This window comes from Streptomyces sp. NRRL S-1022 (genome assembly GCF_000720135.1).
In the GTDB taxonomy this organism is placed as follows: domain Bacteria; phylum Actinomycetota; class Actinomycetes; order Streptomycetales; family Streptomycetaceae; genus Streptomyces.
In genome coordinates this window covers 20,387-45,695 of record NZ_JOIU01000014.1, presented here as the reverse complement: position 1 = coordinate 45,695, position 25,309 = coordinate 20,387, and the positions used below count along the sequence as shown (strand labels likewise).

Genomic DNA, 25,309 nt, shown 5'->3' with positions numbered 1-25,309 from the left:
GACCGCCCCGGTCGTGATTCCCCCGTCACGGCCGGGGCTTTCCCTTGCCTCCGCCGACCCGGCGCCGCGTGTGCGGGCCCGGCGCCCGGGTACCCGGCCGCTCGTCGCAGCCTCCGCCGCGCCGACGAGAGGAGCCGAAGGTGAGCAGCTCAGCGGGCAGCAGGGTCGTCGTGACAGGCGCCACCGGCAATGTCGGGACGAGTGTGGTGCGTCTGCTCTCGGAGGACCCCGATATCAAGTCCGTCCGGGGGCTGGCCCGGCGGACGCCCGAGTGGTCGCCACCGAAGACCGAGTGGTCCGCCGTCGACCTGAGCTCGGACGAGGCGAACCTCGCCGAGCGCTTCGAGGGCGCCGACGCCGTGATCCATCTGGCCTGGGCGTTCCAGCCGACGCACGATCCGGTCGCCACCTGGCGGACCAATGTGCTCGGCTCCATCCGGGTGTTCGAGGCGGTCGCCGCGGCCCGGGTGCCGGTGCTGGTGCACGCCTCCTCCGTCGGGGCGTACTCGCCGGGGCCGAAGGACCGCCCGGTGGACGAGTCCTGGCCCACGCACGGCTGGCCGGACGCCGCGTACTGCCGGGAGAAGGCCTATCTGGAGCGCACGCTGGACGTCTTCGAACGCGACCATCCCGAGGTGCGGGTGGTGCGGATGCGCCCGGCGTTCCTGTTCAAGTGGGAGTCGGCGAGCGAGCAGCGGCGGATCTTCGGCGGGCGGTTCCTGCCCGGTCCGCTGGCCCGGCCGGACCTGCTGCCGTTCCTGCCGGACATCCCGGGGCTGCGGGTGCAGGCGCTGCACACGGACGACGCCGCCGAGGCCTACCGGCTCGCGGTGCGGTCGGACAGCGCCCGGGGCGCCTTCAACCTCGCCGCCGATCCGCCGCTGGACGCCGAAGTGCTCGCCGAGCTGCTCGGCTCCCGGCCGGTGCGGCTGCCGCGTACGGCGGCCCGGTCGGCGATCGCCGCGGCCTGGGGGCTGCGCCTGCTGCCCGCGTCACCGCACCTGTTCGACGCCGTGCTGCGGCTGCCGCTGATGGACTGCTCGCGGGCGCGCGCCGAGCTGGAGTGGGAGCCCCGGCGCAGCGCGACCGAGGTGCTCCAGGAGTTCCTGGACGGCCTGCGGAAGGGCGGCGGGATGGAGACCGAGCCGATGCGGGGCCGGAAGGTCGGCTGACCTCGTGCCCCGCCCGAGCCGACCGAGGAGCGGAGAACACCATGACTGAGCAGCGGCCCAGGCCCGGCGCCGAGCAGCGGCCGGTACCCCGGGACATGCCCGACCAGCAGGCCCGGCCCGACGAGGACCCCTGGGACGTCGCCCCGCGCCGCACGCGGACCGACCGACCGGACACGGACGCCGGGAACGCCGAGGACACGGTCCCGGACACGGACGAGGCCGGCACCGGCCCGCGCGGTGCCCACCCCGATTCGGGCACGGCCCACTCGGACCACCCGACTCCGCAGGAGCCTCCGGGCTGAGGCGCCAACGCGCCGCATCCCGCATCGCGTGAGGTTCGTCAGTGCGGGGTGCGGTCCTGGAGGGCGGTGCGCCAGGCCGGGAGACGTTTCTCGGGGGTTCTTTCGGGCCGCCGGCCGCCGTCGGCGAAGAACTCGGCCAGGGGGAGGATCGCCGCGCCGACGGTGACCGCGTCCGGGCCGAGCCGGCCGAGTTCGATGGTCACCTGCTCGGCCGGGTGCCGCAGGGCGTACGTCGCCGCGTGCCGGCGTACGGCGGGCAGGAAGCGCGTGCCGAGCTGGAGGCCGGCCCAGCCGCCGATCAGGATCCGCTCGGGCTGGAAGAGGTTGATCAGGTCGGACAGCCCGGCGCCGAGGTACTCCGCGGTCTCCTCCAGGACGGCGAGCGCGACCGGGTCGGGCGCGGTGCCCTCGGCCGGATAGGCGGCGGCGAGCATCGCGGTGAGCGCGGTCTCCTCGTCGGTGCCCTCGGGCGGCCGGCCGCCCTCCTCGCGCCAGCGGGCGAGCAGCGACTCGGCGCCGGCGTAGGCCTCCAGGCAGCCCGGCGCACCGCAGCGGCAGCGGCGCCCGCGCACCCGGACCGTCAGGTGCCCCCACTCCACGGCCCGCCCGTGTTCCACCTCGGGCGTGACCAGGCAGGCGCCGACGCCCGAGCCGAAGAGCACCACCACGGCGTTGCGGGCGCCGCGCCCGGCGCCGAACCACATCTCGGCCTGGCCGAGGGTCTTGGCGCCGTTGTCGATGAAGTACGGCACTCCGTCGGGCAGCCCGGAGGCCGAGCGGAGCAGCCGCTCCAGCGGGACCGCGTCCCAGCCGATGGTCTGCCCGTGGACGACGGCGCCCCGGTCGGGGGTGTGTTCCACGATGCCGGGGACGCCGACGCCGATGCCGAGCAGCCGGTCGGGGGCGGCCTGACCGGCGGTGAGGACCTCGGCGACGCCGTCGCGGATGTGCCCGGCGATGACGTCCACGTCGTAACCCTGCGGGGTCAGCGGGCGTTCCGCGCGCGCCAGTTCGGTGAGGGCGAGGTCGAACAGCTCGACCCGGACGCGGGTCTCGCCGACGTCGACGCCGATCATCTGTCCGCTGTGCGGGGCGACCCGCAGCAGGGTGCGGGGCCGGCCGCCGTCGGAGTCGACGCTGCCCGCCTCCTCGACCAGCCCGTCGGCGACCAGGTCCGCGACCACGTTGCTGACCGACCCGGAACTGAGACCGGTGGCCGGCCCCAGCTCGAACCGGCTGAGCGGGCCGTCGAAGTACAGCCGCTGGAGCACCGCCGTCCGGTTGCCCCGCCTCAGGTCGCGTACCGTGCGTCCGTTGCGCCCAGCCATGTGGCTCCCTTCACGAACCCTGCCCGACCTGCAACATACCCCTTCAGGCAGCTGTGGCGCGAGATTCTCCCAACCCTTAGTTCACGCTATGAGCTAAGGCGGAGACATTCGGAGGCGGTCCTGACGGCCCGGGGCACCGCCCCGACCAGCACGGGTGCCCCAGCGCGCCCCTCCCCCGACGGGCTCAGCCCGCCGCGTAGACGTCCTCCACGTAACGCCCGTCCGCGACGAGCTCGTTCAGCCACCGCTCGGCGGCGGCTCCGCCGGCGTCCGGCACGCGCTCCCGGTACAGGGTACGGAAGGCCTCGCGGACGCCAGGGGCCATGCGGGCGCCGTCGCCGCACACGTAGACCCGCGCCCCGGCCGTCAGCAGCCGCCACACCTCGTCGGACTCGACCGCGATCCGGTGCTGGACGAAGGCGGCGCCGTTCTCGGGCGCGGCGCTGAAGGCCGGGCGCAGCGACACCGCTCCGGCCCGCTCGGCGGCGCGCAGTTCGTCGGCGTGCAGGTAGTCGGCGTCGGGAGCGTCGCAGCCGAAGTAGAGGAGGGCGGGCGGGAGCGTGGTGCCGGCGCGGCGGGCGGCCAGGCGGTCGGCGACGGCGCCGCGGAACGGGGCGAGTCCGGTGCCCGCGGCGACCAGCACGACGGGGGCCGAGTGGTCGATCCGGAACGCCTCGCGGCAGGGCTGGACGCGGGCGTGGACGGTGTCGCCGGGCCGCAGGGAGGCGAGGTGGCCGGACCCGGTGCCCCGGTAGCGGCCCTTGCCCGACCGGGCCGGTGCGTCGAGCACGGAGACCATGAGGTCGGCGTGGCGCGCGTCGGCCGCCGGTGCCGAGGAGATGGAGTAGTGGCGGGGCCGCAGCGGGGTCAGCAGGTCCAGCAGGAGCGGCCAGCCGAGCGCGCCGCGCAGGGCGGGGTGGTCCTCGGCCAGCTCCACCAGGGTGCGCGGGTCGTCGTCGGCGAGGGCGGCGAGGGCGGCGCGCTCGGGCGGACAGGGGTTGGCCCCGGCGAGCAGGGCCCGCTGCCGTTCCGTCGGCCGCTCCTGCAACTCGACGTGGTGGGTGAACAGTTCACGCACCGTCAGCGGCCGGTCGACGGCGAGTCCGTCGCTGAGACGGCGGGTGGCCCGGATGTCCAGGACCGCGTCGGCGTCCAGACCGAACGCGGCGACGGCCCGGTCCACCAGCTCCGGGGCGTTGGCGGGCAGCACGGTCAGGTGGTCGGCGGTGCGGTAGGAGACGCCCTCGGGCAGGGCGACGCGCAGGAACCGCTTGGTGCGCGGGTGGCCCGCCGCGGTGAGGTCGTATGCCTCGGTGACCGTCATGGGGACCAGGCCGTGCCGTGCGGCGAGGGCGTCCAGCGGGCCGCCGGTCAGGGTGCGCACCGCGTAGGCGTGCTCGGGCTCGGCCGGTGCGCCGTCCACGGCGTCCGGGTCGCCGTACTCCGTCAGCAGCGCGGTGCGCAGCCGGGCCGTGAACTCCCGTACGGTGCCGGTGAGATCGCCGGAGGCGTCGGCGGCGGCGCGGTCGGTGAGCCGGGTGGCGCCGAGTTCGGCGAGCCGGGCGTCGACGCGGGTGGGGACCTGCTGGTAGGTCGCGGCCCAGTTGCGGTCGCCGACGCCGAGCACGGCGTAGGTGACGCCGGTCAGGTCGGGGGTGCCGTCGAGCCAGGCGGTGAAGGCGACGGCGTCGTCGGTGGGCCGGCCGTTGTAGGAGGCCGCGGTGATGACGACGGGCCGGTCCGTGGGCAGGCCGTCCGGGTAGGCGTCCAGGGCGGCGACCTCGGTGGTGCAGCCCACGGCGGCGGCCTCGTCGGCGAGCCGGGCGGCGAAGTCCCGGCAGGTGCCGTAGTTGCTGCCGTGCAGGAAGAGGGCGCGGGTGCCGGGGCGGACCCGGGCCGGGAGGGTGCCGGTGGCCGGGGTGCCCGCGGCCGGCGCGGAGGTGGTGCCGGGCAGGGCGGCGTGCACGCGGTCGGCGGGGGTGCGCGGGGTGAGTGTGAGGGTGAAACCCTCGGGCTTGAGGGTGAGGGTCTCCTTCACGGTGAGCCGGTAGCCGGCGTGGTCGTGCAGCCGGTAGCGGTGGACCAGCAGGGCGAGCAGCATGGTCGCCTCGTGCAGCGCGAACTGCCGTCCGATGCAAGCGCGTTCACCGGTGCCGAACGGCTTGAAGGCGTGCACCGGGCGGGCCGCCTCGGCCTCGGGGGTGAACCGCTCGGGGTCGAACAGCTCGGGGTTGTCGCCCCACACGGGCTGGCGGTGCAGCATCGGCGCGAGCACGGTGACGGCCTGGCCGGCGCGCAGCGGGATCCGGCCGCCGAGCAGGGTGTCCTCGCGGGCGTGCCGGCTGAACGCGGCGGCCGTCGGCCACAGCCGCAGCGCCTCGTTGAGGACCTGGCGGGTGTAGGTGAGCCGGCCGATGTCCTCGTACGCCGGCTCGGGATCGGTCGTGTCGCCCCACAGCGCGTCGGCCTCGCGCTGCACGAGCCGCAGTACGGCGGGGTGCTTGGCGAGGTAGTACAGGGCGAAGGACATCGCGCCGGAGGTGGTCTCGTGGCCGGCGATCAGGAAGGTGATGACCTGGTTGCGGATGTTGGCCGCATCCAGGGTGGTGCCGTCGGCGGGGTGCGGGGCGCTGAGCATCAGCCCGAGCAGGTCCCCGGCGCGGCTCTGGTCGGTGCCGGTGCGGGCGGCGATGACGTCGTCCACGACCCCGGCCAGGTAGTCCGCGTCCCGCCGGAAGGCCGCGTCGGCCGCCGTGTGGTCCTCGCCGGGCCTGCGGGCCAGGCGGGTCATGCTCCACTCCAGGCAGCGGACCATGGACTCCACGAAGGGGTGCGGCTCGGCGCGTTCGAAGGAGCCGAAGTCGTAGTCGAACCCGGCCAGTCCGATGGTGTCCAGGGTCATGCGGGTCATGTCGTCGGGCACGTCGACGGGCTGTCCGGCCCGCGCGGCCCGGTCCCAGGAGTCGATGAGCCGCCGGGCCACCTTCAGCATCACGGGGTGGTAGGTGCGCATCGAGCCGAGTGCGAAGGCGGGCATCAGGATGTCGTGCGCCCGGGCCCAGTTGGGCTCGTCGTTGTACGCGGTGAACAGCCCGTCGGCGGCGAACTCCCGGACGTTCTCCAGGGCGGGCCCGACGTGCTTGGCGAACCGCTCCTCGTCGGCCAGGTCGGCGACCAGGCCGGTGTCGGCGACGAACGTCACGTCCCGGCCGTGCAGCCGGCGCACCAGTACCGGGCCGTGTTCCCGCATCAGCTCCATGATCTGCTGGATGGGGGTGCGGCCGGGGCCGGTGGCGGTGATGTCGACGACGGGGACACCGGCCAGGGGTGCGGCCGGTTCGGGGTGCAGTGCGGTGGGGGGCATGACGCGACAACTGCCTTTCGCGGTAGCGGACTACTGCGTTCCAGGGTGGTCGACGGGCGAGCCGGGCCCGCGCCACGGCACTACACGATCGTGCAGTGGAAAGTGGGCGGCGGGTCTTGCGCGCGCCCGTACGAATGGCCGACCGACCGCGCCGGACGCCGGCCAGGCCGTACGCTTCCAGGGACTCCGCCGAGCCGCATGCGAAGGAGTGGGGAGTTGGCCGTACCACCGGCGGGTCCCGTCGCGGACTTCTGCGCGGAACTGCACCGTCTCGTACGGGCGTGCGGGGTGTCACAGACGGAGATCGGCGCCGCGCTGCGGCTGAGCGGTTCCTCGGTGTCGGAGCTGCTGAGCGGACGGCGGCGCCGGGTGCCCGACTGGAACAGGGTCCGGCTGATCGTCGCGCTCTGCGCGGACCGGCGCGGGGCCGGATCGGCGCCGCCCGCCGGGATGACCCTGGACACGGACTGGTGGCGGGCCCGCCACGCCGAGCTGGAGCGTACCGCGGAGGCGGCGGCCGTACCGCGGCCCGTGCCCGGCCCGCCGGCCGGTGATCCCGTGCCCCCGCACGAGCCCGGCCCGCCCGCGGACGTACCCGGACCCGGCGACCTCGATGCCGGCGCGTGTGTGGACATGGACGTGCGCGCCGCCGTACTGCTGTTGGCCGGTGACCGGCAGCACGCCGGGCTGGAGATGCTCCGCCAGCTCAACCACGACTACGACGAGCCGAGCGTGCGGCGCATGCTGGCGGAGCTGCTGGACGGGTATCCCCGCCGGGTGCGCGCCTCCCGCGGCCTGCCACGCGGGGCGCTGCTTCAGGCGGCGCGTGTGGTGACGGCGGCCTGCGCGGTACGGCGGCACGTCCCGGGACTCCCCGCGGAGGGATCCCACCTGGTGCAGGGCCTGGCCAACGGCTCGTTCCCGGCCTACGCGCCCGCCGGTACGGACCCCGACGGGCACCCCGATCCGGCCGGCGCGCTGCCCTGGCCCCCGTCCGGCACGACCACCGGCACCCGGCGGCTGATCGCCGACTCCTTCCACGAGCTGACGCTCCCCCTCGCCGCGCGGTGCCCCGAGTTCGCACTGGCGGCCGGGCTGCCGAGCGCCAGGGTGAGGTCGCTCGCCGACACCGGCACGGGCGTCGGCCTGGCCGGACTGGGCGCACTCCTCGACGCGTTCGCGGGCACCGGCTCCCCGAGCGCCGCCGTCCGCGCCCGGCTCCGGGCCCCGATCGCCTCGCTGGACGCCCCCGGCCCCCGGCTGCCGGCACTCGGCGAGGGGTACGTCGATCCACGCTTCCGGCTGTCCCGCACCACGCCCGGGGACGAGACGAGGGTCGCCTCGGACAAGTGGTGGGGGCAACAGGCCGTCCACGAGGGCATCGACCGGTTCCTCGCCGCCCATCTGCTCTCCCTGCCCGCCCTGCTGACCCCGCTCGTCGTCCTCGGGCACCCGGGCACCGGCAAGTCACTGCTCACCCGGCTGCTGGCGGCCCGGCTCCCGGCAGCCGAATTCCGGTCGCTGCGGGTCGAGTTGCGGCACACCCCGCCGCTCGGCGTACAGGAGCAGCTCGAACACGCACTGCGGCGGGACACCGGCCGGCCGTGGCACTGGCCGGACTGGGCCGAGGAGGAACCCGGCGCGCTGCCGGTGGTACTGCTCGACGGCTTCGACGAGCTGCTGCAGGCGGGCGCGCAGAGCCTGGACGCGCGGTGGCAGTGGAACTACCTGACGGACGTGGCGGCGTTCCAGCTGCGGGAGGCGGCCCAGGGCCGCCCGCTGATCGTCCTCGTCACCAGCCGGACCGTGGTGGCGGACCGGGCCCAGCTCCCCGAGGGTTCCCTGGTGCTGCGCCTGGAGCCGTTCGGACCGGCCGAGACGGACCGTTGGCTGTCCGTCTGGAACACCGTGAACCACGCGTACTTCACGCAGCGCGACCTCCTCCCGCTGAGCCCGGAAACGGTCCTGCGGCACCGGGAACTGACCGCCCAGCCCCTGCTGTTGCTCATGCTGGCCCTGTACGACGCGGCCGACAACGCCCTGCACCGCCTCACCGACGCGGACTTCAGCCGTACCGAGCTGTACGACCGGCTGCTCACGGAGTTCGTCCGGCGGCAGGTCGACAAGGACGGCGCGCTGCCGCCGGCCGAGCAGGCCGCGGCGGTCGAGCGGGAACTGCACCGGCTGTCCGTGGTCGCGCTCGGCATGTTCCAGCGCGGCGCCCAGGCGCTCGGCGCCGCGGACGCCGACCGGGACCTGGCGGCGCTGGACGGGGCGGCCACCGGAGAGGACCGGGGCGGCGGCTCGGACCTGCTGTTCGGGCGGTTCTTCTTCGTGCACGAGGCACACGCCCTGGTCGCCGAACAGCGCCTGCGCAGCTACGAGTTCATGCACGCGACGTTCGGCGAGCACCTGACGGCCCGGCTGATCGGACAGGCGGTGCGCGAGCTGGCCGAGTCCGGCGCCAGGGACGACGGCCTGCTGTACGCGCTGCTGTCGTTCGCGCCGCTCACGGACCGGGCGCAGGTGCTGGAGAACGTGCGGGACCTGCTGGCCCGCCGGGCACCGGGGGGCCTCGTGGACGCCCTGGCCGGGGCCTTCCGGGCCGCCGACTGGGAGCCGGAGGGGCGCACCCTCGTCGGGCACGCCCCCATGCGGCTGACCGCGACGTACCGGAACTCGGTGTACCAGGTCAATCTGCTGCTGATCGCCGTCGCCGGGGCGGGCGAGGTGTGGGCCTCCCGGTTCCTCGCGCCCGACGACGACGTGGCCGACGGCTGGCGGCGGCACGCGTTCAAGTGGCGGTCCCAGTTGTCCGGGCCGTCCTGGAAGCTGTTCACCGGCACGCTGACGCCCGTGCGCTGCCGGCGCTCCGGCGGCCGACCGGACCTGAGACTGCGCTTGCAGGCCCCGTCGGCCGACGACCAACTGGACTGGGTGCTGGGCAGTCCGGACTCGGACGTCGCCCGGTACGCGGGAGACGACGAGTTCTCCCCCAATGCCTGGGCCCGCATGCACCGCCGGATCACGTTCACCGGCGACCCGGATGCCGAGATCCTGCTGCACGCGGTACGGCCCATGCTGCAGTCCATGCCCGGCGCCCTGCTGACGTACCGGACGGAGAAGGACGGGAGGTTGCGCTCGGCCGCGCAGGCCCTGCTGACCCTGGTCGCGCAGCCGCCGGCCGCCGCTCTGCGGGACAAGGCCTACGCCACCGGGCTGAAGGCGCTGGAGGGGCTGCCGTCCGGCGAGACGGAGCCGTACCTGGAAGCCCTGGTCCACCAGCTGGCGCGCGACGCTCCCCTGCTGCCGGACGACTCGCTGGCGGCCCACCTGCGCCGGGTGCGCTTCCTCCTCGACAAGGCCGTCATCGGCCCGGCGCTGCGGACCCACCTGTCCGACTGCCTGTTCCTCGCCGCCGGACGGCCGGACCCGGCGCTCGAAACGGCCGTGGCGGAACTTCACCAGCTGCTCGTGCGCACGGGCACCAGCGGGAGCACCGAGGACGTCCGGCTCGCCGCCCTGGTGGCGTTCACCCAGGCCGCCCGTTCCAGCTCCACGTGGCGGGACGCCGGGATGCCGTGCGGCGCGGAGGCGGCCGGCCGGCTGGACCGGCTCCTCGACGAGCTCGACCTCCCCGCGGTCGCCGCCCGCCGCCCCTCCGTGCTTGTCGCGGTCCTGCGCGCCGCGATCGACCTCGGTCTGGACGACTGGCTGTCCGTCCGGGCGCCGGAGCTGCTGCGGGCCCTCCCGCGCGAGGGCTTCGGCCTGCTCCGGCCGTCCGATCTGCCCCCGCTGCGCGCGGCCCTGCCGCCCGGCGCCCACGCGAGCGAGTTCGCCGCCGTCGAGGCCCGGTGGCGCTGACCCCCGCGCCGCCGACTTGCCGCTGACCTGCACTTCCTCTTGGATGGCGGTCGGCCGGCGGACCGGGAGGTGCGATGGAGGCGGAACGGGCCGACGCGGTGGTGTGGCGCAACCGTGCGCTGATGCTGTTCGACCGGGTGTCGGTCCCCGTGGCGGTGTGCGACGTGTACGGCCGGGTGGTGCTGGCGAACCCGGCGATGGCCGCGGAGTGCGGTACGGCCCCGGGACGGCTGCGCGGCCGGCAGGTGCTGGAGCTGTTCCGGCCGCAGGAGGCCACCCAGGTGGAGCGGATCGCCGAGGCGCTGCGGCTGCGGCACCGCTCCCGCTACCAGGTGTCGGTGTGCTGGCGGGCGCCCGGCGGGGCCGAGCGGCACGGGGAGCTGACGGCGGATCCGGTGAGCGACAGCGTGGAGGAGACACCGGCGTTGCTGGTGATGCTGCGGGTGCTGGGCGAGCGCCCGGCAGCGGAGCCGGAGCCGGTGCGGACCACCGAGGTGGAGCGGCGGGTGCTGGCCCTGCTGGCCGGGGGCGCCACCACGGCCCGCGCCGCCCGCGAACTCGGTCTCACGCGGGACGGCGTCACCTATCACCTGCGCCGCCTGTCGGCCCGCTGGAACGCCGTGAACCGCACCGAGCTGGTGGCCCGCGCGTACGCCCTGGGCGTGCTGGTCCCGGGCGTATGGCCCCCGGAGCCGGGGCCTGCGGGCCAGGAGTAGCCGACGGAGAGCCACACGGAAAAACCAGTGGCTGCCTCCTCCCAGGGCTAACTAGGCTAGTTGTCAGCCTAGAGGGTCTAGGTTCACCGGCACGGCCGGCTCCGGAAGGACTCCCCCATGAGGGCGCTCACCGAGCAGGACATCCGCACCTCCTTCGTCAACTGCTCCAAGGGTGAGGCCAAGCGGGTGGCGGTCCCGCGGGACCTCGGTGAACGCCCTTGGGACGAGCTGGACTTCCTGGGCTGGCGCGATCCCGGCGCCCCGGACCGCAGCTATCTGGTCACCGAACGGGACGGCCGGCCGTACGGCGTCGCCCTGCGCTTCCCCGCCTCCCGGCACGGCTTCCTGCACCGCAGCATGTGCTCGCTGTGCCTGACCACGCACCGGGGCGGCGGGGTCTCGCTGATGACCGCGCGCAAGGCGGGCCCGGCCGGCCGGGAGGGCAACTCGGTCGGGCTGTACATGTGCTCGGACCTGGCGTGTTCGCTCTACGTGCGCGGCAGGAGGACGCCGGCGTCCGGCGCCCGGTTCGAGGAGAGCCTGACCCTGGACGAGCAGATCGCCCGCACCAGGAGCAACCTGGACGCCTTCCTCGACAAGCTCTCCGCATAAGCAGCTGGAAGCTCCATGCGTAAGCATCTGGCCTGAAGCAGTCGGAAACAGTCTGCAAACAGCCACGTTCGACGCCCCCGAGGAACGGGAACAGGCCAAGGGATGCGCGACGTACGAAAGTGGACCACGGGACTGCTGCGGCTGGCGGAACGCCGCCGCGAGCCGGTGGTCGTCCAGACCCTGCGGTCGGCGACGGCCGCGACGATCGCCTACGTGATCGCGCTCCGGCTGAGTCCGGAGCCCGCCCCCCTCACCGCGCCGCTGACCGCGCTGCTGGTCGTCCAGGTGACCTTCTACGCCACCCTCACCAACGGCATCCGCCGGGTGAACTCGGTGGTCGCGGGCGTCCTGGTCGCCATCGCGTTCAGCGTGCTGGTGGGCCTGACCTGGTGGAGCCTCGCGCTGCTGATCGTGGCCGCGCTGGCCGTGGGACACCTGGTGCGCGTCGACGAGTACGTGGCCGAGGTGGCGATCAGCGCCATGCTGGTGCTCGGGGTCACCACGGTCGGGTTCACGGCGTGGGCGCGGATCGTGGAGACGCTGATCGGCGCGGTCGTCGGCACCGCCTGCAACCTGCTGCTGCCACCCCCGGTGTGGGTGGACGAGGCGGGCCGCTCGATCGAGGACCTCGCCCGGCGGGTGCGCCAGCTGATGCTGCGGATGGGTGAGGAGGCCGCGGGCCGCACCCCCTGGCAGCGGGCGGCCGAGCGGCTGCACGAGGCACGCCGGCTGGACCACGACATCGTCCAGGTGGACGCGGCACTGCGGCAGGCGGAGGACAGCCTGCGGCTCAATCCCCGGGTGAAGGAGGGCCTGCTGCACCGGGTGGTGCTGCGCACCGGTCTGGACACCCTGGAGATCTGCACGGTGGTGCTGCGGGTGCTGGCCCGCTCCTTCACGGACCTCGCCAAGGCCCGCGGCTCCGAGGAGCTGTTCCCGCCCCGGGTGGCGGCGACGGTGGAGCAGCTGCTGTCGGAGATCGCCGACGCCGTCGTGAGCTTCGCCGTCCTGGTGACCACCCACCTGAGCGAGAACGCCGAGTCGGCGGAGGAGCGGCTGAGTGCCGAACTGCGTACGGCGGCCGGCACCCGGGACCGGCTGGCCGAGCTGCTCCAGGAGGAGATCCGCAAGGACTGGGCGCACTGGCAGCTGCTCGGGGCGGTCCTCACCGAGACGACCCGGATCATCGACGAGCTGAACACCGAGCACCGGGCCCGCCGCCTGCTGGAGGAGCTGGACCGGGTCTCGCGCGGGCAGCGGACCAAGATGCCCCGGCTGGCCTGGCTGCGCAACCGCCTCGGCGTACAGGAGGAGCTGTGGCGGAACCGCGCGGGGGTCGGTGAGCGTTCTCGGTGAGGAAGCCGCCGGGGCGGGCCGGCGCGGGAGGCGAGGGAGCGGGCGCATGACGGGTGGCGGGGTCCGGATCGACGGGAACACGCTGCGGCTGCCCGGCGGGGTGGCGGTGCGGTTCGTGCGCACACTGCGGCTGCCGGAGAGCGGCACGCATCCGCTGCCGCCGGGTCTGGGCGAGTTCCCGGTCCGGCGGGTGGCGGACCACGCCGACCGGGTGCCGGAGCAGATGCGGGCACGCGGCGGGGTGATGCTGCCGGTGTACCTGCGCGAGGCGATGTGGCTGAGTTTCGCGGGCACCGCGGAGCCGGCCGCGCTCCAGGTCGGCGTGGGCAAGGTGTGCGCGGTGTCCGGTGAGCCGTGGCGGGACCGGCTGGCGCGGCGTCCGCAGAACTACGTGGTGCTGCCCCGCCAGCCCTGGCTGGACGGCATCAACTCCGGCAAGGGCACGGTCCGCCAGTTCGTGGCCGTGCCGCTGGGGCTGGGCGCGACCGTGGAGGGGCAGGTCACCGGCGAGGAGGTGTGGGGCGGTGTCCAGCTCCAGTCGTTCCCGCTGAAGGAGGACGCCCTCGCCACGTGGCGGCGTCAGGAGCGGGAGCGGGAGCGGGCACTGCCCCCGGTACCGCCCGGCGGCTTCGGCGCGACCGGCAGCTACGGGCCGCCCGGCGGCTTCGGTGCCGCCCTGCCCATGGCGGCACCGGCCCCGGGCGGTCCGCCGCCGGGCGGGGCCGCGGGCTCGCCGCCGCCCGCCGCGTCCTACGGCGCTCCCCCGCCCCCGGCCGCCGCCGCCCCGCGGCGCGCCGCGGCGATGGGGCTGGGCGTCGGCGGCTCGATGCGGCAGGAGGTCTACCAGGACGACCGGCCGCTCGGCGACTGGTCCGAGGAACCGGCGGGCCGGGTGTTCGTGCACCTGGTCACGCCCCCGGAGTGGCGCCGGATCACCGGCGAGGCGCCCCCGCCGTCACCGGTCGACCGGGCGGCGTACACCCGCGCGGGCCTGCCCTGGTACGACTACTACGACGCGGACGCCGACGACCTCGCCCCCACGGACACCCTGGGAGGGGTCGAGCCGCTCGGCGAGTGGCTCGGGGCCGACCTGGACCCGTGGCAGGCACCGTCCGCCGGCCAGGTGGCACCGCTGAAGGACGCGCCGGGCAAGCCGGTCGAGGACGGGGAGTGGTGACCACCGCCGTCGCGTGCCGCGCAACGGCGGTCGCCGGACTTGCCCTTGCCGGCCGGCACGGGCCAAGGTGGCTGTCACCAGGGGGGCGACCGACGACCTGAGGTGCGGCATGGACACGGAGGCACGGACGGCGGGCGAGGGATCGTCCCCGCCCCGGCGGGACGGCGAGCGCGGCGGCTGGACCAGACGCCGGTTCGTCGGGGCCGTGGCCGGCACGGCCGCCGTCGTCGCGGTGCCGTCCCCGGCCGCCCCGCCGTCGGACACCGGGGCCCCGCGGAGCGCACCGGACGCGGCCCCGCCGTCCCGGGAACCGTCCGGGCCGCGCCCGCTGTACGTGGGCACGTACACCTCCGTCGACGGCGGCGGCACCGGCATCGGCCTGGCGTCGTACGACCCGGAGTCGGGCCGGATCACCGGGTCGGGCACGCTGACCGGGGTCCCCGATCCGTCGTACCTCGCCGTGCATCCGGACGGCCGCACGCTGTACGCGGTGGACGAGCGGCAGGACGGCGGGGTGACGGCCGTGCGCCTCGCGGACCGGAAGGTCCTCGGCACCCGGAGCACCGGCGGCGCCGGGTCCTGCCACCTGTCGGTGCATCCGAGCGGGCGCTGGCTGCTGAGCGCCGACTACGGTTCGGGCAGTGTCGCCGTGCACCCGATCGACGCCTCGGGCGCCCTGGGCGAGCGCACCGACCTGGTCATCCACACCTCTCCCCCGCCCGGTCCCGGCCGGCAGGGGCCGCACGCCCACCAGTTCGTGACCGGTCCCGACGGCGGGCACGTGCTCGCCGTGGACCTGGGCACCGACACCGTCTACACCTACCGCCTCGACCCGGCCCGGGGCACGCTCACCGAGGTGGCCCGGGCGCGGACCCGGCCCGGCGCGGGCCCGCGCCACCTGACCTTCCACCCGGGCGGCCGGTACGCCTACCTGGCCAACGAGGTGGACGACACCGTGGCCGTGTGCGCGTACGACCCGCGCTCCGGCCGGCTGCGCGTGGGCGAACCGCAGCCGACGGGGTCGGACGGGGGCACCAACTACCCGGCGCAGCTCCTGGTGACGGCGAACGGCCGGTACGCATTCCTCGCCAACCGGGGTCACAACAGCCTCGCCCGGTACGCCGTCGAGGCCGCCGGGGCCCGGCTGCGGCTGCTCGGCACGGTGCCGGTGGGCGGGGACTTCCCGCGGCAGATCGCGTTCTCGCCGGACGGCCGGCTGCTGTTCGCGGCGAACCAGCGCTCCGGCACGGTCACCGTCTTCCGTGTCGACACGGAGCGCGGTGAACTGCGCCTGGTGGGCGAGCCGTTCGCCTCACCCGTCGCCGTCTGCGCGCTGCCGCTGTAGCGCGCGGGGGCAGCCGGCGGCACCGGCCTGCGCCAGCAGGGCGTGCATGCGCTCGGTGAGCTGGGCGACGTCGTCGGCGGGCGCGTGGAAGGGCAGCCGTACGTCGCCGTGGGCGCGGGTGCGTTCGATGCGCAGGGTCAGTCCGTGCCGGTCGACGGCGAGCGGCGCCACCCGGGTCGCGGCGTGCAGGCTCTCGGGCCGCACCAGGCGGGTGAGCCGCTCGACGGCGTCCGGGTGGGCGTCGGCGAGGTGGGTGAGCAGCCGGGCCTCGGAGCCGGCGAGGGGGTCGGGGCGGGCGGCGGCGAACTCGTCCGGGCCGACCACCACCGCCCCGTCGGAGCGGCGCAGCACCACGCGGGCGGGGCGGAAGAGGAGGGCGCCCCCGGACGGGGCGAACCAGCCGGAGAGGAAGAGCCGGGCGCGGATGCGGTGGCGTACCGGTACGGGCGCCACGTCGGCGAACTCCAGCAGGGCCGAGGGCTCTTGACGCGGGGCGCACAGGACCGCTCCGAACAGGGCACTGTCGTCGGGCACCGCCAGGCGTACCGCGCCGTCCTCGGTGACGGTGTGGGCACCGGCGTACTCCTCGCGCGCGCCGTCCGCGGTCACCGCGCACGACCACGCGACGGCCAGCACCGAGCGGGCCCGTTCCGCCGCGCCGGGGGCGGCCGTCCAGTCCTGCGTGTCACCCATCCGAGACCTCCTTAGGTAAGCCTTGCCTAACCTATCGGAGATCGAGGCGCACGCCAACCAGGCCGCACCGGCGGCCGGGGCCGTCAGGAGTGCGCGAGGGCGCCCAGCAGGGCGCGGGCGCACAGATCGCGCACCTGTTCCCGGCCGAACTCGCCCTCCCCGCGCAGCCATTCGAGGCAGACGGCGGTGGTGAAGGCGAGCCAGCCACGCACCGCCAGGCGCACCTGGGGAGCGGTCTCGACGACGGGCCCGAACTCGGGGTCGGCGGCGAGCGCGGCCAGGATCTGCCGCTCCTGGGCGGCCAGGGCCCGCTGGTAGACCCGACGCACGGCCTGGTCGCCGGCCGCGTCGGCACGGTGGAAGGCGCGGAAGCCGTGGGCGTGCGCCTCGACGTAGCCGAGGTAGGTGTCGAGGCCGGCGGTGAGCTGCTCGCGCACCGGCACCCCGGGCACCGCCGCCGTCATGCGCAGCATGCGCGCACTCTCCCGCTCCACGACGGCGGCGAAGAACTCCCGCTTGGTCGGGAAGTAGTGGTACAGCAGCCCGCGCGAGACCCCGGCGATCTCGGCGACCTGCTCGATCCACACGTCGTCGTAGGGGCTCTCCGAGAACAGCTTCGCGCCGACCGACAGCAGCTGCTCACGGCGTTCCGCGGTGCTGAGTCTGCGCCGGGCGCGTTCCCCCTGGTTCGCGGGCATGCCGTCACTTTACTTGACGCCGGTTCAACAACGGGACGACACTGGAACCGTTATTGAACCCACGTACAACACGAGCGCGTCACTGCTGCAACCATCCGCTGATCAAGGGAGATCGCGTCATGGCGGAGACGACGGGGGCCACGGGGACCGGGCTGCCGAAGGGTTTCCGGAGCGCCGAGCAGGGCTGGCCCGGACTGCACCGCATACCGCATCCGCCGCACCGGCTGCCGCTGCTCGGCGATGTGCTCGGCGCCGACCGGAGGCGGCCGGTGCAGGACTCGATGCGCTTCGCGCGCGAGCTGGGGCCGATATTCCGGCGCCGGGCCTTCGGCAAGGAGTTCGTGTTCGTGTGGGGGGCCGGGCTGGTCGCCGACCTCGCCGACGAGTCGCGGTTCGCCAAGCACGTCGGGCTGGGCGTCGCCAATCTGCGGCCGGTCGCCGGCGACGGCCTGTTCACCGCCTACAACCACGAACCCAACTGGCAGCTGGCGCACGACGTCCTGGCGCCCGGGTTCAGCCGGGAGGCCATGGAGGGCTACCACGGCATGATGCTCGCGGTCGCCGGACGGCTCACCGACCACTGGGACCGCGAGCTGGCGGCCGGACGCACGGTGGACGTGCCCGGCGACATGACCCGGCTGACCCTGGAGACGATCGCCCGGACCGGCTTCGGGCACGACTTCGGCTCCTTCGAACGGGACCGCCCGCACCCCTTCGTCACGGCGATGGTCGGCACCCTCGGCTACGCCCAGCGGCTGAACAGCGTGCCCGGGCCGCTCGCCCCGCTGCTGCTGCGCGCCGCCGGCCGGCGCAACGCGGCCGACATGGCGTACCTCGACCGCACCGTGGACGGCCTGGTGGCCGCCCGGCGCCGGTCCGGTGGCGGCGAGGGGGACCTGCTGGACCGCATGCTGGCGACCGCGCACCCGCGGACCGGGCGGAGGCTGTCCGCGGAGAACGTCCGCAAGCAGGTGATCACGTTCCTGGTGGCGGGCCACGAGACCACCTCGGGCGCCCTCTCCTTCGCCCTCCACTACCTCGCCCGGCACCCCGAGACCGCCGCCCGGGCCCGCGCCGAGGTGGACCGGGTCTGGGGCGACGACCCGCGGCCCGGTTACGACCGGATCGCCAAGCTGCGCTACGTCCGCCGGGTACTGGACGAGTCGCTGCGGCTGTGGCCGACCGCGCCCGCCTTCGCCCGCGAGGCTCTGCGGGACACGGTCCTCGCCGGGGAGCATCCGATGCGCCGGGGCGCGTGGGCCCTGGTGCTGACGCCGATGCTGCACCGGGCACCGGAGGTGTGGGGCGAGGACGCCGACCGCTTCGACCCGGACCGCTTCACCGCGGCGGCCGTACGGGCCCGGCCGCCGCACACCTTCAAGCCGTTCGGCACCGGCGCCCGGGCCTGCATCGGCCGCCAGTTCGCCCTGCACGAGGCGACCCTGGTCCTCGGCCTGCTGCTGCGCCGCTACGAGCTGCACGCCGACCCCGGCTACCGGCTCACCGTCTCCGAACGCCTGACGCTGATGCCGGAGGGGCTGCGGCTGCGGCTGGAGCGCCGACCGCGGCGCCCCGAAGGGGTGCGGGGAACCGCGCGGCCGGCCACGACGAGCCCGCAGCCGGCCGACGACAGCTCACAGCGCCCTTCAGTCCCCCGCTGTCCAGTGCACGGGGCGGCCGACTGACACCGGCAGCCGCGTCCCCGCACTGCCCCGGGCCGCGTTGACCTGCGGCTGGGTGAGGAAGAAGGCACCGGTGAGGTCCGCGTCGGTCAGGTCGGCGTCACGCAGATCGGCACCGATCAGGTCCGCGTCGCGCAGGTCGGCACCGGTGAGGTCGGCGGCTATCAGGTAAGCGCCGCGCAGGCTCGCCCCGCGCAGGTCGGCGCCCCTGAGCCGGGCGCCGATGAGGTCCGCGCCCCGCCGGTCCCTGCCCCTGCCCTTCCCCCTCCCCCTGCCGTTGCCGCCGGCGCCGGCCCGGGCCAGTTCGCTGGTGCGCAGCAGGAGCACGTTGACCTCCTGCCGGTGCGCGCCCACGTCCAGCGCCGCCAGCTCCTCGGGGGTCTGCCGGGTGAGCCGCTCGGTCTTCTCCAGCGCCTGCCGCAGCTCGGGGTGGACGGGCCGGGCGGCGGGCAGACCGAGTGCCTCGGTCAGGTACCACAGCAGCTCGTGCAGTTGCCGGACGACCGGGAACACCTCGAACATCCGGCGCGCCTGGTCCTTCGGTCCGGTGCGCCAGTCCTGCCCCCCGAAGGTGACCTGAGAGACCTTCTGGCCGGCGCCGAAGCAGTCGTAGACCGTGCAGCCGGTGAAGCCCTTCGTCCGCAGGCCGGCGTGGATGCCGCAGCGGTGGTCGCCCTGGAGGTTGGGGCAGGGCTTGCCAGCGGGCTTGTCCAGCGCGAAGTCGGCGGAGCGGGCGAAGGGCAGGGCGACGCAGCACAGCCCGAAGCACCGCGCGCAGTCGCCGCGCAGGTCGGGGTCGGGGTCGGCTATCTGATCCGGCATGGGGTCCAGCCTACTGACCTGCCGTGACCTGCCGGCCCGCCCCTCGCAGCGGCCGGCTGCGGCCGCGTCACACCTCGTCGCGCACCAGCGCCAGCAGCCGGTCCAGGACGCGGGGGGCGCCCGCGCGCAGGCCGTCGTGCTCGTACTCGTTGGTGACCCAGGGGCGCAGGCCGCGGATCGTGGCGGCCGTCTCCAGGGAGTGGGCGGTGTCGACGTACATGTCGTCGTGGTAGACGGCCGCGGCGACCGGAACCTCGTTGGCGGCGAGGCGTGCCGGGTCGTAGAGGGGGCGCCAGTCGGTGCGGGCGGCGAGCAGTCCGGCCGTCTCGCGCAAGGGGCGCAGGGCCGGGTCGGTGTCGAACATCCAGGGGTGCACGGTCTCGCCGGTGAAGAGCACCGGGCCGTCTCCGGTGAGCGCCTTGGCCGCGTCGAACTGCGGGAACTCGGCGCGCACGCGTTCGGCGGCCCACGCGGTCGGGCGGGCGTCCAGGCCGTAGATCGACTCGTGGACGAGGGCGTAGAGGGGGTGGGAGGCGTACGACAGGAGGGACTGGGCCTGCTCCTGGAAGGCGTCGGACAGCTCCAGGCCGGCCGGGGTCGCCACGAAGGCGTCCTCCAGCAGGTGATGCAGCCGGTGGCTGCCGTCGCTCGTGCCGAGCATCAGGCCGAGGGACTGGAAGGCCTCGACGGTGAAGCGGTAGCCGTTCGGAAGGACCACGTCGCGGGTGAGGAGGTGGTCGGCGATCCGGCGGGCCCGCTCCACGTCCTGCGGGTAGCGGGCGTAGTGCGCGGTGACCTTGCGTTCGACGCGCGGGTAGGCGGCCCGGTAGACGTCGTCGGCGTGGGCGTGCAGGGAGGGCAGGCCGCCGGTGACGATCGCGGTGTCGATGCCCTCGGGGGCGAGGGAGAGGTACGACACCGTGCAGAAGCCGCCGAAGCTCTGGCCGAGCACGGTCCACGGGGCGCCGCCGGTGACCCGGGAGCGGATGGCCTCGCAGTCGCGGACGATGGAGTCGGCGCGGAAGCGGGTGAGGTAGTCGGCCTGGGCGGCGGGGCCGCCGCGCAGCGGCAGGGTCTGCCGGGTGGCGGGCGTGGAGCGGCCGGTGCCGCGCTGGTCGAGCAGCAGGACGCGGTACTCCTTCAGCGCCCGGTCGAGCCAGGCCTGACGTCCGACGAAACGATTCGCCCCGAAGCCGGGGCCGCCTTGCAGGTACACCAGCCAGGGCAGGTCCTGCCCGGCCTTGTCGCTCGCCACCGCCTCGCGGGCGTACAGCTCGATGGTCTCGCCGCCCGGGTCGGCGTGGTCGAGGGGCACGGTGAAGCGGCGGTCGGTGAGGACGACGCCGGGCTGGCGGTAGCTGAGGCTCAACGGGTCTCCTGGGACGGACGGGCTGGACGTGTCCCAGTTGAGCACACGAGGGCGCTCGGGCCGAGCCCCAGAATCATGGATTGTTACTGAACTGGCGGTCAGCGCACGGACCTTCAGCGGGCGGCGAGGCTGGAGCGGCGCACCACCAGCTCCGGCTGGAGCACCACCCGCCGGTGCTCGTGCGCCCGCTTCCGCTCACCCTCGTGCTGCTCGGTCTCCTCCAGCAGCAGTTCGGCGGCGAGGGCACCCAGGGTGACGGCGGGCTGCCGTACGGAGGTGAGGGGTACGGCGGCCGCGGCGGCGAACTCGATGTCGTCGTAGCCGACGAGCGCGAGGTCGTCCGGGACGGTGACCCCGGCCGCGTACATGGCCTGGAGGACACCGAGGGCGAGCAGGTCGTTGGCGCAGAAGACGGCGGTGGGCCGGTCGGCGAGGCCGAGCAGCCGGGCACCCGCGTCCCGGCCGGCGGCCACGTCGAGCCGTTCGGTGGGCAGTTCGCGCAGGGCGCCGGGGCCGAGCCCGGCCTCGGCGAGGGCGTTCAGCGCGCCGGTGCGGCGGTCGCGGACCTGGTTGAGTCCGGGCGGCCCGCTGACGTAGGCGATCGAGCGGTGCCCGGCGTCCACCAGGTGCCGGACGGCGAGCGCGCCGCCCGCCACGTCGTCCACGCTCACCGAGCATTCGGTGGTGCCCTCGGCGACCCGGTCGACCAGCACGAACGGGATGCCGTGCCGGCGGAAGGCATCGATGTTGCGGCCGGTGGCGTCGGCCGGGGTGAGCAGCACGCCCCGCACCCGCTGCTCGGCGAAGAGCGAGAGGTACTCCGCCTCCTCGGCCGCGTTCTGCGCGCTGTTGCACACCATCACGCCGAGCCCCGCCTCCCGGGCCGCCCGCTCGGCCCCGCGCGCGACGTCGACGAAGAACGGGTTGCCCATGTCGAGCACGAGCAGCCCCATGATCCGGCTGCGGCCGGCCCGCAGCTGGCGCGCCGACTCGCTGCGGACGTAGCCGAGCCGGTCGATCGCGGACAGCACCCGGGCACGGGTCTCGCCGGCGACGGTGTCCGGGCGGTTGATGACGTTGGACACCGTGCCCACCGACACTCCGGCGGCGCGGGCGACGTCCTTGATACCCACCGACTGGGCCATCGGGGTTCGGACCTCCAGGGAACGGGACGCGGCGGGGCGGTCTTCACACTACCGTCACGCCGGCAGGGCGAAGTCGGCCACGTGCAGTGGCGAGGGCGTGGTTCCGGTGGACTTCTCCTGGTAGAGGAACGACAGGACGTCGTCCGCCCGGACCCGGGTCTCGTCCACCACCACTTCGCCGAAGGCGTTCAGCCCGCCGCCGTCGTACAGCAGCGTCCAGTCGGTGTACCCGGAGGACCGGGAGGCCGCGGCGATCCGGCCGAACGGGAACACGGCGTAGGCGTTGTCGTACCGGTCCAGGACCAGCTTGGTGCGCTGGCTGGAGCCGAGCGGGACCGGGATCTCGGTCTTCCGCCAGCCGCCGGAGGTGTCCTTGCGCAGATGGAAGGCGCGTCCGTGAGCGGTGCGGGCGGCGACGTGGTCGGTGGTGCACTGGCCCAAGCGGCCGGCGACGTAGCTGATGACCGCGTGCGGCAGGCCGGCCGAGTCGGTGGCCTGGCTCTCCTGGTTCATCAGGGAGTGGTCCGGGTCCAGCGGGTCCACGACGAGACCGCCGTCACCGACGGCGACCGTGTCCGGCCCGCCGGTGGTGCCGACGACGGCGCCCACGTCGTTGCGCCAGGTACGGCCGCGGTCGTCGGACCACACGTAACCGGTGTCGTGGTTGGTGATGCCGCCGCCGCGCATGACGGCCGCGTTCTGCTCCCGCCAGGTGAACAGGGCGTGCAGCCGGCCCCGCGTGTCGTAGTCGAGGCCGTGCAGGTACATGTTCCGGGCGGTGCTGGAGCCGTGCTCGCTGGTGTACGTGCCGGTCGCGCTGGTCCACTCCCCCAGCGCGGTCCAGCGTGACCCGTCGTACTCGGCGAGGGCGTTGCGGCCGTTGCCGGAGATGCCGGCGCGGTAGCTGAGCTGGAGCCGGCCCTCGGGGGTGGCGACGAACTGCGGGTAGGTGAACCGGGGGGTGAGCGCCAGGCCGTCGAGGGTCGTCTGGACGGCACCGAAGACGGACCCGGTCCAGGCCGTGGACGCGGGGTCGTCCAGCAGCCCGGCGACGGACTTGACGTAGCAGAAGCCGTCGCTGTGGGAGTCCATGTTCAGGTGCAGGCGGCCGTCGGCCGCGGAGACGCCCATGGAGATGACGTTGTGGGAGTCGTCGGCCTTCAGCCGGTGCGGCAGGGTGACCGTCGACCAGGTGCCGGCGGTCAGGGCCCGGCGGGCCACGACCGCGTGGCGGCTCGCCGTGTACCAGGCGGCGTACTGGTGGCCCCGGTAGGTCAGCAGGCCGTTCTTCTGGAAGGAGTTGTTGTTGACCAGGCCGTCGTAGGAGACGAAGTAGACGGCCCGGGCGTCGAGTCGGGCGGTCCCCCTGCTGGTGACCGACGGGCCCGGGACGGCCGCCGGTGCGGTTTGGGCGGCCGTGACGGAGGCGGCGCGGGCGCCGGCCGGCACGGTGCGTCGTCCCATGTTCGGCTCCAGGTGGTCAGGCGAGGTGGAACACCTCGGTGAGCGGTTTCATGGCCTCGTCGGGGCGGGCGCCGTCCAGCGACTCGAAGAACGGCGCCATCTCCGCCTGCCAGCGGGCGTTGACGCCGGTGGCCTCCATGCCCGCCTGGGCGGCGGCGAAGTCCTCCGTCTCCAGGTAGCCGACGAGCAGGCCGTCCTCGCGCAGGAACAGCGAGTAGTTGTGCCAGCCCGTCGCCCTCAGGGCGTCGAGCATCTCCGGCCAGACGGCCGCGTGCCGCTCGCGGTACTCGTCGAGCCGGTCCGCCCGGACCTTCAGCAGGAAACACACGCGCTGCATCGACAGCCGCCCGCCTCCCGGAGTTGAACTGGTCGATGTTCTCTGCCGTTGACGGCGATGCCGGTGTCACGGGCGTCGCCGGGGCCGTGGAAGACGACGGGCCCGCCGTCGAGCAGCACCCGGCCGGCGAACGGCCGGTGCACTCCGGCGAGGGTCCTGACCAGGGTCGGCTTGCCCGCGCCGTTCTCGCCGGCGAGGGCGTGCACCTCGCCGGGCGGCAGCTCCGGGGAGACGTCCCGCGCGGCGCGTACGGCGCCGAAGGACCTGGAGACGCCCTCCGGTGCGAGCACCGGGGCCGGTCCGGTGTCGGGCGGGTGGGTCATGGGGGCTCCTGAACGACACCGGCGGGGCCGCAGGACCGCCGCCGGGTTGTGAAAGGTTTCAAGTGGACTGCCGGGACGGTAGGCACCGCAGTCATGTCACGTCAATGGGGCCGTATCGAAAAAGTTTCGACAGCCGTAGGTCGCGGCGGGGCCACACGAGGCCGGGCGGGCCGGACCGCTTGACACCCCTTCGGGTGACCCCTAGCTTGCCGTTCTGAATCGTTTCACCTGCTCAGTCGTCCCGCCCGACCTCCCAGGAGCCCTGAAGTGACCGACTTCGCCGCGGTGAAGGCCGCCCTCAAGACCCAGGCCGTCGAGACGCCGTCGTGGGCGTACGGGAACTCCGGGACCCGCTTCAAGGTGTTCGCCCAGGCCGGCGTGCCGCGCTCGCCCTGGGAGAAGCTGCAGGACGCGGCCCAGGTGCACGCCTTCACCGGCGTCGCGCCGACCGTCGCCCTGCACATCCCCTGGGACACCGTGGAGGACTACGCGGCCCTCGCGCAGTACGCCGGGGAACGGGGCGTACGGCTGGGCGCGATCAACTCCAACACCTTCCAGGACGACGACTACAAGCTGGGCAGCGTCTGCCACCCGGACGCGGCGGTGCGGCGCAAGGCCGTCGACCACCTGCTGCGGTGCGTGGACATCATGGACGCCACCGGGTCGCGCGATCTGAAGCTGTGGTTCGCCGACGGGACGAACTACCCCGGGCAGGACGACATCCGCGCCCGCCAGGACCGGCTCGCCGAGGCGCTGGCCGAGGTCTACGAGCGGCTCGGCGAGGGGCAGCGGATGCTGCTGGAGTACAAGTTCTTCGAGCCGGCCTTCTACACGACCGACGTCCCGGACTGGGGAACCGCCTACGCGCACTGCCTCAGGCTCGGCGACAAGGCCCGGGTGGTCGTCGACACCGGGCACCACGCGCCGGGCACCAACATCGAGTTCATCGTGGCGACGCTGCTGCGGGAGGGCAAGCTCGGCGGGTTCGACTTCAACTCGCGGTTCTACGCCGACGACGACCTGATGGTGGGGGCGGCCGATCCCTTCCAGCTGTTCCGGATCATGTACGAGGTGATCCGGGGCGGGGGGTTCACCTCCGACGTCGCGTTCATGCTCGACCAGTGCCACAACATCGAGGCGAAGATCCCGGCGATCATCCGCTCGGTGATGAACGTCCAGGAGGCCACGGCGAAGGCCCTGCTGGTCGACCGTGACGCGTTGGCCGCGATGCAGCGGGCCGGGGACGTGCTGGGGGCCAACGCCGTGCTGATGGACGCGTACAACACGGATGTGCGCGGGCTGCTGCGCGAGGTCCGGGAGGAGTCGGGGCTGGACCCCGATCCGATGGGCGCCTACGCCCGGTCCGGGTGGGGCGAGAAGATCGTCGCCGAGCGGGTGGGCGGGGAGCAGGCCGGCTGGGGGGCGTGACGCGTCCGCCCCCGGAGCGCCGTTGCGGGGTGCGGGTCCGTGGTGGCGTGCCCCACGCGGCGCAGCCGCACATCGACACGGCCCGCGCTCCTGTCCGTCCGTCCCTCTTCCG

The 25,309-nt window shown here is 74.4% G+C and carries 19 protein-coding genes and 1 pseudogene; 10 read left to right on the top strand and 10 right to left on the bottom strand.

Features of this window, described 5'->3' with window-relative positions; all coding sequences use genetic code 11:
* Window positions 1-140: 140 nt before the first annotated feature.
* Both IG05_RS0120485 and IG05_RS0120480 read left to right on the top strand, forming a co-directional pair.
* Window positions 141-1,172, top strand: coding sequence for an SDR family oxidoreductase (locus tag IG05_RS0120485; protein ID WP_030344574.1), 1,032 nt, complete (start codon window positions 141-143; stop codon window positions 1,170-1,172).
* Between the two features lie 41 nt (window positions 1,173-1,213).
* Window positions 1,214-1,474: a hypothetical protein gene (locus IG05_RS0120480; RefSeq protein WP_030344573.1), complete on the top strand. Its 261-nt coding sequence runs from the start codon at window positions 1,214-1,216 to the stop codon at window positions 1,472-1,474.
* Window positions 1,475-1,512: 38 nt separating this feature from the next.
* Here IG05_RS0120480 and IG05_RS0120475 read toward each other — a convergent pair whose 3' ends face one another.
* Window positions 1,513-2,802 (bottom strand): ROK family transcriptional regulator, encoded by a 1,290-nt coding sequence (locus tag IG05_RS0120475; RefSeq protein WP_030344571.1) that lies wholly within the window; start codon window positions 2,800-2,802, stop codon window positions 1,513-1,515.
* Window positions 2,803-2,986: 184 nt separating this feature from the next.
* A complete protein-coding gene (locus tag IG05_RS0120470) occupies window positions 2,987-6,166 on the bottom strand; it encodes a cytochrome P450 (protein WP_030344569.1) in 3,180 nt (1,059 codons plus the stop codon).
* 216 nt (window positions 6,167-6,382) lie between these two features.
* Here IG05_RS0120470 and IG05_RS43775 point away from each other — a divergent pair, with 216 nt between their 5' ends.
* The 6 genes from IG05_RS43775 (at window position 6,383) to IG05_RS0120435 (ending at window position 15,236) form a co-directional block, all read left to right on the top strand.
* Window positions 6,383-10,030, top strand: a complete 3,648-nt coding sequence (locus tag IG05_RS43775) for a helix-turn-helix domain-containing protein (RefSeq protein ID WP_051790067.1) — start codon at window positions 6,383-6,385, stop codon at window positions 10,028-10,030.
* Window positions 10,031-10,104: 74 nt separating this feature from the next.
* Window positions 10,105-10,746 (top strand): PAS domain-containing protein, encoded by a 642-nt coding sequence (locus IG05_RS0120455; protein ID WP_030344566.1) that lies wholly within the window; start codon window positions 10,105-10,107, stop codon window positions 10,744-10,746.
* A 117-nt stretch (window positions 10,747-10,863) separates the two neighbouring features.
* The gene (locus IG05_RS0120450) at window positions 10,864-11,358 is read left to right on the top strand and encodes an FBP domain-containing protein (protein ID WP_030344565.1); all 495 of its coding nucleotides are present in this window, start codon (window positions 10,864-10,866) and stop codon (window positions 11,356-11,358) included.
* Window positions 11,359-11,460: 102 nt separating this feature from the next.
* Entirely contained in the window at window positions 11,461-12,714 is a 1,254-nt protein-coding gene (locus IG05_RS0120445; RefSeq protein ID WP_030344564.1) for an FUSC family protein, read from the top strand.
* A 46-nt stretch (window positions 12,715-12,760) separates the two neighbouring features.
* Window positions 12,761-13,891: a hypothetical protein gene (locus IG05_RS0120440; protein ID WP_030344562.1), complete on the top strand. Its 1,131-nt coding sequence runs from the start codon at window positions 12,761-12,763 to the stop codon at window positions 13,889-13,891.
* 109 nt (window positions 13,892-14,000) lie between these two features.
* A complete protein-coding gene (locus tag IG05_RS0120435) occupies window positions 14,001-15,236 on the top strand; it encodes a lactonase family protein (RefSeq protein WP_199808354.1) in 1,236 nt (411 codons plus the stop codon).
* Here the strand turns inward: IG05_RS0120435 and IG05_RS0120430 are convergent.
* The gene (locus tag IG05_RS0120430) at window positions 15,204-15,929 is read right to left on the bottom strand and encodes a DUF2470 domain-containing protein (protein ID WP_030344559.1); all 726 of its coding nucleotides are present in this window, start codon (window positions 15,927-15,929) and stop codon (window positions 15,204-15,206) included. The genes IG05_RS0120435 and IG05_RS0120430 overlap by 33 nt on opposite strands.
* 83 nt (window positions 15,930-16,012) lie before the next feature.
* Window positions 16,013-16,627, bottom strand: coding sequence for a TetR/AcrR family transcriptional regulator (locus tag IG05_RS0120425; RefSeq protein ID WP_030344558.1), 615 nt, complete (start codon window positions 16,625-16,627; stop codon window positions 16,013-16,015).
* 119 nt (window positions 16,628-16,746) lie between these two features.
* On the opposite strand from IG05_RS0120425, the gene IG05_RS0120420 reads away from it, so the two are divergent.
* A complete protein-coding gene (locus tag IG05_RS0120420; protein ID WP_030344557.1) occupies window positions 16,747-18,312 on the top strand; it encodes a cytochrome P450 in 1,566 nt (521 codons plus the stop codon).
* Here the strand turns inward: IG05_RS0120420 and IG05_RS0120415 are convergent.
* From IG05_RS0120415 to IG05_RS0120390, 6 genes and pseudogenes are all read right to left on the bottom strand, one after another.
* Window positions 18,274-19,131 carry a pentapeptide repeat-containing protein gene (locus IG05_RS0120415; protein WP_030344556.1) on the bottom strand — a complete coding sequence of 286 codons (858 nt, stop codon included), beginning with the start codon at window positions 19,129-19,131 and terminating at the stop codon, window positions 18,274-18,276. The genes IG05_RS0120420 and IG05_RS0120415 overlap by 39 nt on opposite strands.
* Window positions 19,132-19,198: 67 nt before the next feature.
* The gene (locus IG05_RS0120410; protein ID WP_030344555.1) at window positions 19,199-20,500 is read right to left on the bottom strand and encodes an alpha/beta fold hydrolase; all 1,302 of its coding nucleotides are present in this window, start codon (window positions 20,498-20,500) and stop codon (window positions 19,199-19,201) included.
* 113 nt (window positions 20,501-20,613) lie between these two features.
* Window positions 20,614-21,645, bottom strand: coding sequence for a LacI family DNA-binding transcriptional regulator (locus IG05_RS0120405; RefSeq protein WP_030344553.1), 1,032 nt, complete (start codon window positions 21,643-21,645; stop codon window positions 20,614-20,616).
* Window positions 21,646-21,699: 54 nt separating this feature from the next.
* A complete protein-coding gene (locus IG05_RS0120400) occupies window positions 21,700-23,109 on the bottom strand; it encodes a BNR repeat-containing protein (RefSeq protein WP_030344551.1) in 1,410 nt (469 codons plus the stop codon).
* 16 nt (window positions 23,110-23,125) lie between these two features.
* Window positions 23,126-23,446, bottom strand: a complete 321-nt coding sequence (locus tag IG05_RS0120395) for an L-rhamnose mutarotase (protein ID WP_030344549.1) — start codon at window positions 23,444-23,446, stop codon at window positions 23,126-23,128.
* Window positions 23,447-23,496: 50 nt separating this feature from the next.
* A pseudogene (locus tag IG05_RS0120390) lies at window positions 23,497-23,769 on the bottom strand (ATP-binding cassette domain-containing protein); the annotation flags it as partial.
* Between the two features lie 267 nt (window positions 23,770-24,036).
* On the opposite strand from IG05_RS0120390, the gene rhaI reads away from it, so the two are divergent.
* Window positions 24,037-25,197 carry an L-rhamnose isomerase gene (gene rhaI, locus IG05_RS0120385; RefSeq protein WP_030344545.1) on the top strand — a complete coding sequence of 387 codons (1,161 nt, stop codon included), beginning with the start codon at window positions 24,037-24,039 and terminating at the stop codon, window positions 25,195-25,197.
* Window positions 25,198-25,309: the final 112 nt, after the last annotated feature.